Origin of the sequence: Nocardia sp. NPDC049190, assembly GCF_040648115.1 — a bacterium.
GTDB lineage: Bacteria > Actinomycetota > Actinomycetes > Mycobacteriales > Mycobacteriaceae > Nocardia.
Map to the genome: position 1 here is coordinate 1 of NZ_JBEZDE010000082.1, position 8,967 is coordinate 8,967.

Here is an 8,967-nt window from a genome sequence, read left to right on the forward strand (position 1 = left end):
CTGCCTGGAGAACTGCTGATCGCTGTAGATGTGGGCGTATTCGATACCCACGAGAGCAGGTGTTATTTTATCGCCGTGCGGCTGCACTGTAAATTCTTGTTCTGCTGGAACTGCTCGATCATGGAAACGATCGCGAATTCGGTTCAGGTCGACCGTGTTGTCGTGTGCTCGCAGTCCGGCGTGACCGGCGACGTGACCACACGCTAGACAGATGTGGAGGCGGTGGTGCCCGCGTCCAGTACGTGCTGACGGAATACGCACTACAATTTCCCGAGAATGCCAAATCGGCTTGCCGGCCACTATTCGGTGAACGGTTTCACCGGCTCGCATTCCATTCGGAATGCAGAAATTGTGCGCTGGATGGAATTCAGAACTTCCGTACTCGAACTACCACGAAAGCGAAACGTGGCTCCAACGTTGATATAGCCTACGCTTTGAGTTATCATTGTCTCATTTTCTGGAATGGTGGCTGCATATGGTTCGGGCCGATTCATCGGCCGAGGATCGAAATACGTGGCGACTACTCGGCATGGTGGCGGCACCGGCGGGCGAATGACCAGAAACCCGCAGACACACCCATCACAAAGAGGAGCAACTACGGGTTGCCTGCCCAACTGAATGTCGAGTGAGGCCCCGAGCAGGTCATAGCCGTGCACTTCACGCCATAGATGGGGAATTTCGGATCCGCCGACTCGCGCAGCTATCTCGAGGAACTGGATTCTGAGCGTACCATTCTGCTCGCGGCCGAGGAAGAACTCCAGATGTACCACTTGTGGTCGATTTTTGCTCAGCGTTCTGCACACCGATTCGGTGAACTCGCCGAGATGTTCGATCAACCTGCGGTCATCTATTTCGACCGAGGCGAGTCTGGTACCGCCGCTGGCGAAGTCGAGGCAAGAGTTCACATACTGGGAAGCACGCCATGGACCGAGTCCGGTTCCTGTCCATACTCCGTCGACATGTCCCACTCCATCAGGGCAGAAACGTTGTACCAAGTATGGTTGCGAATTCAGATCCGGCAATGCGACGAAGCCGTCGTCGGAATCGAATCGCACGACACCGCGCGAGCTGCCGCCGAGCCGGGGCTTGACGATCAGTGGGAACCCATGCAGATCGGCGAATCCCCGAATTGCGGCTTCGTCAGAGGCACAAGCGAACTCGGGAATCGAGATTCCTGCACGGGCAATCGCCTCGCTCATCACCAGTTTGTCCCGGAAAGGCAGGACATGTTCGGGATACTCACCCTCGATACGGAACTCGGCCCGTAAATCGGCAGCCATCAGCAGGTCGCCCTCATTTCTCGCGATGATACGCTCCGGAATGCCGAAGCACTCACATAAATCACGCACGGCTGATGGCGCTGCAGAGAAGTCTTCCAATACAACAGCTGCAGCCGCACTTTCCGGAATGAGAGCCCGAGCGAAGTCTTTCGTTACATAACTCACGGCATAATCGTTATGGTTGATTCGATCTTCGAACGGCATCGCAATGCCGGGCTCCCGGTACAGGACAACCACATGCGGCCTCATCGTCAACCCCCTGTCTTTCGAGGTCTAATCCTGCTGTCGGCGGCGGCCTCAGCGTGGCCGGTACGGCATCAGATGTGGTGAGCCTGCCGAAACGGATCGACCTGCGGCGGCAGTGGTCTACGGCCCCTTCTCGGCCGTTGCTTGTGGCGACCGCCCTCGGCATGATCTCGCTACGCATGCTCAGTCGAGCCCGGTGCCGTCCAGTGCGGTGCCGCGGAAGAAGTCGGGGTTCATTCGAGTGTGGCTTTCCACCACGTTGCTGTACGTCAGCGCCCGAAAGTCCCGCTCGCTCAGCAGTGACTGCTCGCGCAGGCGCCACACCTCGCCGAGCACCTCCCGCGAGTCCCGCACGTCCCAGTGCCCGATATCGGTGGAGAACACCGCGTTCAGATTGGCGTCGTGCGGGTTCAGGCGCCGGTCGAAGGCGACGGCGCACAGCCGGTCGTCGGGTTCGCAGCCGAAGTAGAAGGAACTGAAGAACTCCAGGAACTGCTCGGGCGCGGTGACACCGGAGTCGGCGAAGTCGTCCTGTAGCGGGTCACCGTCGCCGGGATCGGACAGGTACGGCACCCACGCCTGCGATGATGGCCGCTCCGACTTGGCTAGGCGGCCGGTGGCGTACTCGGCGAACAGGGCGTTCATCTGCTCCCAGTCGATCAGCCTCGGATCGTACTGCGACACCGCCTGGCGGTTGCGCTTCTCGAAGTGCTCAAGCAGGTCCGCCTGCAACTGCGCCGCCCAGGTGACGCCTCCCTCGAGGAACATCCAGCTCAGCTCGGGGAAACGGGCTACGGCGCCGCCCATGACCAGGGAACGACAGGTCGCCTCACACGCGGCGGAGAAGCTGCCCAGATGGTTGAAGATGTAGTTGTCGGGCGACACCCGCGATCCCCACCCCATACCGGTGCCGTGGAAAGTGGGCACCACTCGCAGCCGTCGGCACTCCTCCCACACCGGGTCGTAGTCGTGGTCCCCGCTGTGCCCAACCGTGTCCATCCAGATCGCGCCCGGCACCCCGCCTCCCGGCAGCGGTCGCCGGATCACCCCGGTCATCACCACGGTGCGCAAGCTCAGCTCGGAGACAGCAAACCGGATCTCCTCCACGGCTTCCTGGGGCGTGTGCATGGGAATCACTGCCCCGGGCTCGAGTCTGTCTCGCACCCCTTCGAAAACTGAGCTGTAGTAGATGTTGAAGGATCTGGCCATGAGCCGGCGGAGATCCGCGTCGGGCGTGAGGAAGACCAGCAGGCCGAGTGTCGGATAGACGAACTGGAAGTCGATGCCCAGCTCGTCGAGGCGGTGGTAGAGCAATCTCGGCAGGGTGGTGGTCGCCCGGTCCGTTGTGTTGGCTGCCGGGGCGCCCCACCAGCTTCCCCGCCACATGCCCATCGAACGCCGATCCCGGCGATCGGTGGAGCGCAGTCGAGTCGTCCGGTCACAAAGGTCCGCCAGCATGTCGTCCGCTGTCGGCCGGTCACTCAGCTCCTCGGCGATCTCATGGATCAAAGGAAGGTATTCGAGTATGTGGCCATCGGCGTCGACGATGGGATGGTTGATCGCCTGGCGGATCCGCTCGACCTGCGATGAGGGCACGAATGCTGTCATTTGAAGATCTTTCGGTAATTCAGTGAGTCGTTCCGATCGGATTGTGCTGTGGCGTAGGTCGGTCGCTGGTGAGGATCGGTTATGCATCCTCCGTGTCTTGTCCGGCTTGCCGACGGTCGTCGCTCTGCTGCTGGACCGATTCGTCGGTGTCATCAGTTGCTGCGCCACGACCGGTAACAGGCCCAGATAGCCTTTCCTGGCGCTCGGTACGCACGGTCTGCACCCGCCCGCGGGCGAGGAACCAGCCGCCGACAAGTGCTGGAACCACGATCAGGCCCATGGCGATCACCGCGCCCCGCTGCTCCTCGCTGCCACTGGTCGCCATCAACACGACCACGCCCACCAGGAACACCAACGCCGCCACACTGGTGTAAGGCGTGCCGATCAGCCGGAACGACGGACGCTCGGCCTTCCCCCTGCGCCACCAGCGCCACAACTGCAACTGACACAACACGATCGCCGCCCACGAGGTGATGGTGCCCAGCGCCGACATGCTCAGCACGATCTCGAAGGCCTTCTCCGGCACCACCGCATTGAGACCGACACCGATCAACGCGACCGCACCCGTCACCAGAATCCCCACATACGGCACGCCACCCCTTGACATCCGGGTTGCGATCGCCGGCGCACTACCGTTCATCGCCATCGAACGCAGAATCCGGCCGGTCGAATACAAACCAGCGCTCAAAGCAGAGAAGGCCGCAGTCAACACCACCAGACTCATGAGCGAACCCGCATAGCCCACACCGAGCTGCGAAAAGAACGTTACGAACGGGCTCTCCCCCGCCTTGAACGCGGTGTAGGGCAGCAACAGTCCCAGCAACACCAGCGAACCGACATAGAACAACACGATACGAGCGATCATCGAATTGATCGCCCGCGGCATGTCCTTGTCCGGATTCTTCGCCTCACCAGCCGCAGTGCCCACCAGTTCCACTGCCGCGTAGGCGAATACAGCACCGGTGATGACGAGCACGAGAGGCGACAGTCCGGTCGGGAACAGGCCGCCGTGGTCGACGATCACACCAGGGCCGGTGCCGTGACCGCCGATCTCGAACCGGCCGACAAGGAAGATAGTGCCGATGGCCAGGAAGGCGACCAGCGCGACGACCTTGATCAACGCCGCCCAGAACTCCAGTTCACCGAACCATTTCACCGAGATCAGATTGATGCCGACCACCAGCACCAGCGCAGCCAAAGCGATCAGCCACTGCGGGATCATCTCGAAGACTCCCCAGTAATGGACATACGTGGCGATCGCGGTGATATGCACAATGCCGGACATACACCAGCGGAAGAAGTACATCCAGCCGACCGTGAACGCCAGCTTCTCCCCATAGAACTCGCGGGCATAGGAAACGAACGACCCCGAGGACGGTCGATGCAACACCAGCTCGCCGAGCGCCCGCAGAATGAAGAACACGAAAACCCCGCAGAGCGCGTACACCAGGAACAAACCGGGTCCCGCACTGGCCAGTCGACCACCCGTCCCGAGGAACAGACCGGTGCCGATAGTGCCGCCGATCCCGATCATCTGCACCTGACGAGGACGCAAAGCCTTGTGATAGCCCGCATCCTCGGCGTGCAACGCGTCGTCCACCGCTCCCAGCTCTGAGGGGGGTTGAACTGCTGTCGTGGAAGCTCTATCCGACGACGGTTTTTCAGCAACGACACTGCCCAGATGTTGCGCTGCCGGTTGGAGGGGCGAAGAGCGAAGACCCAGCCGTTCATCCATCCGACGACGCCCCGATGATGACGGGCCTGGCGCACCATGTATCCGATCGCGCGTTGCTCAGGAGAGCTGTAGCTGCTGTCTGCATGAGCGCCAGTCAACGGCTTCAAGTATGCTTGAAGTCAATGAGTGATCAGTTGACGATCGGCGCGCTGGCGCGCCGCACCGGTGTCTCCGCTTCCGCGCTGCGCTACTGGGAGGAACTGGGCCTGCTCCCGCCGCCGGCCCGAGCCGCGGGCCAGCGGCGTTATCCGCCAGCGGCGGTCGAGCTGGTCGGTGTGGTCGTGGCGCTGCAGAACGTCGGTTTTACGTTGCGGGAGATCAAAGCGTTCATCGAATCTCGTTTGCTGGCCGAGGCCGGGTGGCGGGAGTTGTACCAACGCAAGCTCACCGAGCTGGATCAACGGATCGCTCAGGCACTGGCGGCACGTACCGCCATCGCCCATGGTCTGGCCTGCCCGCATAAAGACATCGTCGAATGCCCCAATTTTACGAGCGGGGTCACGGCGCTTCTGGCGGGATGTTCTCTCGAAGAGGCCCACTCCCAGGTTCATTCGCACTGACGGACGTAGGTCGGTGATGACTGTCGGTTGATAGGGGTTGCCCGTAGTAATCGCCTAATATCGGGCAGATATGGGAATAACCGCAGCTGAGGGCGCTATCGGTGGCGACGTCCGGGTCCAAGGAGCCGCTACCGCTAAATCCCGACTACCAGGGGATATGCCGAACTTCATTGATTCTCGGCGATTACTACTTCCGCCGCCAATCGCATCGGATACGAACTCGCGATGGTATGGATATCGGTCGGTTCGAGGGCGGTAAACTGCTGAGGATAGACGGCTAAAGGGCCCAAAACGGTCTGTTTGACGCAACTGCCTGCGGATTCCACCACGACTTGCACACGATGCGACTTTCTCTCATCTGATGCGACCGATGGAGGTGGCAGTTTTGGCGGTTTCGGCGGTTCGGTGCCGGGTGCGGTGCGGCTGCACCTGGTCGGAGTGTCGCTGCTACAGCCGGAGGAGCAGGTGTTCGAGGCGATGCTGGCCGGGCTCGCGAATCAGCAGCTGGCCCGGAATCTGGCTCGCACCACGGTGGAAAGCCGCGAGCGCACGGTCAAGGCGTTCACCGCATACGTGAATGCCTTTCCATCCGCAGGAGAGAATGCGGGATCACCGCCGCAACGTGAGTCGACCGTGTGGTTACCACACGACAGTGGCTATGCTTCTGTAGTGTGGACGCCGCACGCCGGGGTGGTCGGGGCAACCTGCCCACCCCTGCTCATAGTTTCGTCGGCCGGGACCGGGAGTTGGCGACGATCAGCATCCTGCTGGATCGAGCCCGATTGATTACCCTTACAGGCCCTGGCGGGATCGGGAAGACCCGCTTGGCCGCCGAAGCCCTCCGTCGCTACCGCAAGGCCATCACCGGATGTGCCCGCGTGCATTGGGTGCGGCTGGCTCGACTGGCCAACGACTCCGACGCCGTGGCAGTGGCAGAGGAAGTCGCTCACACGGTGATCGAGGCCGACTTCTCGGGGAGATCGGTGTGGGATGCCCTTGTCGACAGCCTCGCCCGCACCGACACCACTGGCCGTACCCCCCATACCACGCTGGTGCTCGACAACTGCGAACACATCCTGGCCGCCGCCGCGTCCGTGGTCACTGACCTACTCGAGGCGATCCCAGAGGTGACCATTGTGGCCACCAGCCGCGAACCTCTCGGTTGGATCGACGAGTATCTGATACCGGTCCCACCCTTGACGCGCCGGCATGCGGTGGCTTTGTTTCGGCGGCGGGCCGAACTCACCGGCCATCCGATCACCGGCACCAAAGAGATCAGTATCGCCGCAGAGATCTGCCGCCATGTGCACAATAATCCTCTCTACATCCAGCTGGCTGCCGCACGCCTGGTGCATCAAGCCCCGGCGATGATCCTGCACGGACTCACCGGCCACGCTGGTGACACTCGGCTGCGTTGGTCGCACGGCCCCAAGGTGGGCGCCGACCCGCGCCATCGGGGAGTCACCGATGTCATTGCCTGGTCGTATCGGTTGTGTACCGACACCGAGCGTCTGCTCTTCGACCGCTTGTCGGTGTTCGCCGCCGGTTATGACACCAATCCTGATGACCCTACCGACACGCTCGTGGATGTGGGTGCCGATCTAGATGCTATCGAAACTATCTGCTGCGACGACGATACCGACAGCGACACCAACGCCACCACCGACGACAACAGCGACAACACGTGGAGCGGCAAGGACAGTGACACGGCTGTGACCTTGGCCCGGCGGGAGATCGAGGGCCTGCTCGAGCGGTTGGTCGAGCGTTCGCTGGTGTCGGTGCATATGACGGCGGATACAGTGCGGTATTCGCTGGTGGAGAGTCTGCGAGTGTTCGCCCGACACCAGCTGTGTCAACGGTCCACAGCTGGCGTGGACGAGCTTGCCCGGGTGGCTGATCGGCATCTGCTCTACTACCGCGACAAGATCGCCTATGCCGTGGCCAACTGGTTAGACCCCGAAGGACCAGAGCTGTTGGATTGGGCTCGGGCGACCCGGACCAATACGGTGACCGCAATCGAGACCAGCCTCGCCTCCGGCCAGGCCAGCATCGGTTTGGAAATGTGTCTCGGGCTGATCACTTTGCATGTGCCTTTCATCAGCGGTTCGGTGCGGGAAATGCGCCGCTGGACTGAGCGCTGCCTCGACGCCACGCGGACCGTGACCCCGCAACCCGGCGAGCTTCAGATCGAGGCCATGGCCGTTCTTGCGTGGCTTGCCTTAATGCAAGGTTTGCCCGAGGATGCCGAGCGGATGCTCGAAGACTGTGTGACCGCCTGTGTCTCCGACGCGGATGCCGCAGCGACGTGGCGGCATACCACCGAGATCGATACCGGCCTGCCCGCTCGCGTTGAATACACGTGGGGGCTAGAGCTACTGCTTGTCCGCCGTGACGCTCGCGCCGTCACTGTCCTGACTCGCGCCCGGGACAAATTCGACGCCCTCGGCGACCACGGCACCGCATCGTATGACGAAACGGTCGCAGGCCTGGCCGCGAGCCTGCTGGGACCCGCGCAGCAAGCTCACCAGATCACCCAGGATTTCCTCGACCGCGCGAACGCCTCCAGAGCACCGCGAGCGAAATCGTGGGCCGAGCTCGCCCGGGCGGTCGCGTTGACCCTGCACGGTGACCCTGCCAAGGCATTGGCCCTCGAACGGACCGCACTGGCGTATCAACTCACCACCGGTGATCGGTGGACCGGTATATGGGCGGTGGAATTCCGGACCTGGTCGTTGGCGCACCTTATTACCGACTTGCTCTCCACGGGCAATCCCGACCGCGACAGGTTGGTCGCCCTCGCGACCGAGATCGCCCACCTCGCCGGCGGAACCACCACTTTATGCGCCGAACTCGGTGTCAGTATCAAGGCAATGGGTCCCTTCGCCGATGAATCCGGCAAGGCCGTCGCCGTCGCCCGCCGGGTACTCGGCCTCGACGCCTTCACTGCGGCGGAAACCCGCGGCTCCCGCCTGCGCCCAGAACTGAGCGAGGTACAACGACTCGCCTTGGGAACCCTCACCATCAACATCCCACCAGCCGAGCAAGCTCCCTCGCGCTGGCACGAGCTGAGCCCGGCCGAACACCAGGTCGCCACTCTGGCCGCGGCCGGGTGGACCAACACCGCCATCTCCGCCCGTCGAGGCACATCGGTGCGGACCATCGATTCGCAAGTCACCGCGATCCTGCACAAGCTGGCCATCACTTCTCGTGAGGACATAATCGACCACATCCCCCGCGATGTCATCGACCAAGTCCGCACCGAAACCACTCGACAACCACATCGAGCCAGCCAGAAACGTAATATCGAGACGCACGTTCAGCCTCGTCCCTGAAGGATTGCGACTGTAAATACATCGGCTCCCTCGCACTTTCGGTGGTGACGTGGGGACTGTAAGAACAACGGTGTAACTCTGAACGGAGATGCACCACGATGACTGATGTGATTGATCGCGAGACCGGTTCGGCCGGTGATGGTTTCAGTGACTCGCAGCTGCGTGCGCTGGTCGATCAAGCGCGGGCGGATGGCTTGCAGCTCACT

The 8,967-nt window shown here is 62.1% G+C and carries 6 protein-coding genes; 3 read left to right on the forward strand and 3 right to left on the reverse strand.

From position 1 onward, the window contains the following. The coding region (locus tag AB0B25_RS31440) for a hypothetical protein (RefSeq protein ID WP_357187313.1) at positions 1–207 on the forward strand (207 nt) is incomplete at its 5' end. Positions 208–299: 92 nt separating this feature from the next. On the opposite strand, the gene AB0B25_RS31445 is transcribed toward AB0B25_RS31440, so the two are convergent. From AB0B25_RS31445 to AB0B25_RS31455, 3 genes are all read right to left on the reverse strand, one after another. Continuing rightward, positions 300–1,517, reverse strand: a complete 1,218-nt coding sequence (locus tag AB0B25_RS31445; RefSeq protein ID WP_357187315.1) for a hypothetical protein — start codon at positions 1,515–1,517, stop codon at positions 300–302. Positions 1,518–1,709: 192 nt separating this feature from the next. Beyond that, a complete protein-coding gene (locus tag AB0B25_RS31450; protein WP_357187318.1) occupies positions 1,710–3,134 on the reverse strand; it encodes an amidohydrolase family protein in 1,425 nt (474 codons plus the stop codon). 79 nt (positions 3,135–3,213) lie between these two features. After that, complete coding sequence (locus tag AB0B25_RS31455) at positions 3,214–4,734, reverse strand: amino acid permease (protein ID WP_357187321.1); 1,521 nt, start codon at positions 4,732–4,734, stop codon at positions 3,214–3,216. Positions 4,735–4,991: 257 nt separating this feature from the next. Between AB0B25_RS31455 and AB0B25_RS31460 the strand changes: the two genes are divergently transcribed. Both AB0B25_RS31460 and AB0B25_RS31465 read left to right on the forward strand, forming a co-directional pair. Continuing rightward, positions 4,992–5,429: a MerR family transcriptional regulator gene (locus AB0B25_RS31460; protein WP_357187323.1), complete on the forward strand. Its 438-nt coding sequence runs from the start codon at positions 4,992–4,994 to the stop codon at positions 5,427–5,429. Positions 5,430–6,100: 671 nt separating this feature from the next. Further along, positions 6,101–8,761, forward strand: a complete 2,661-nt coding sequence (locus AB0B25_RS31465; RefSeq protein ID WP_357187326.1) for an AAA family ATPase — start codon at positions 6,101–6,103, stop codon at positions 8,759–8,761. The last annotated feature ends 206 nt before the right edge of the window (positions 8,762–8,967 follow it).

Bases quoted from the DNA above. Each gene is read 5' to 3' on its own strand.
- AB0B25_RS31450 (WP_357187318.1), bottom strand. From the start codon at position 3,134: ATGACAGCATTCGTGCCCTCATCGCAGGTCGAGCGGATCCGCCAGGCG.
- AB0B25_RS31460 (WP_357187323.1), top strand. From the start codon at position 4,992: ATGAGTGATCAGTTGACGATCGGCGCGCTGGCGCGCCGCACCGGTGTC.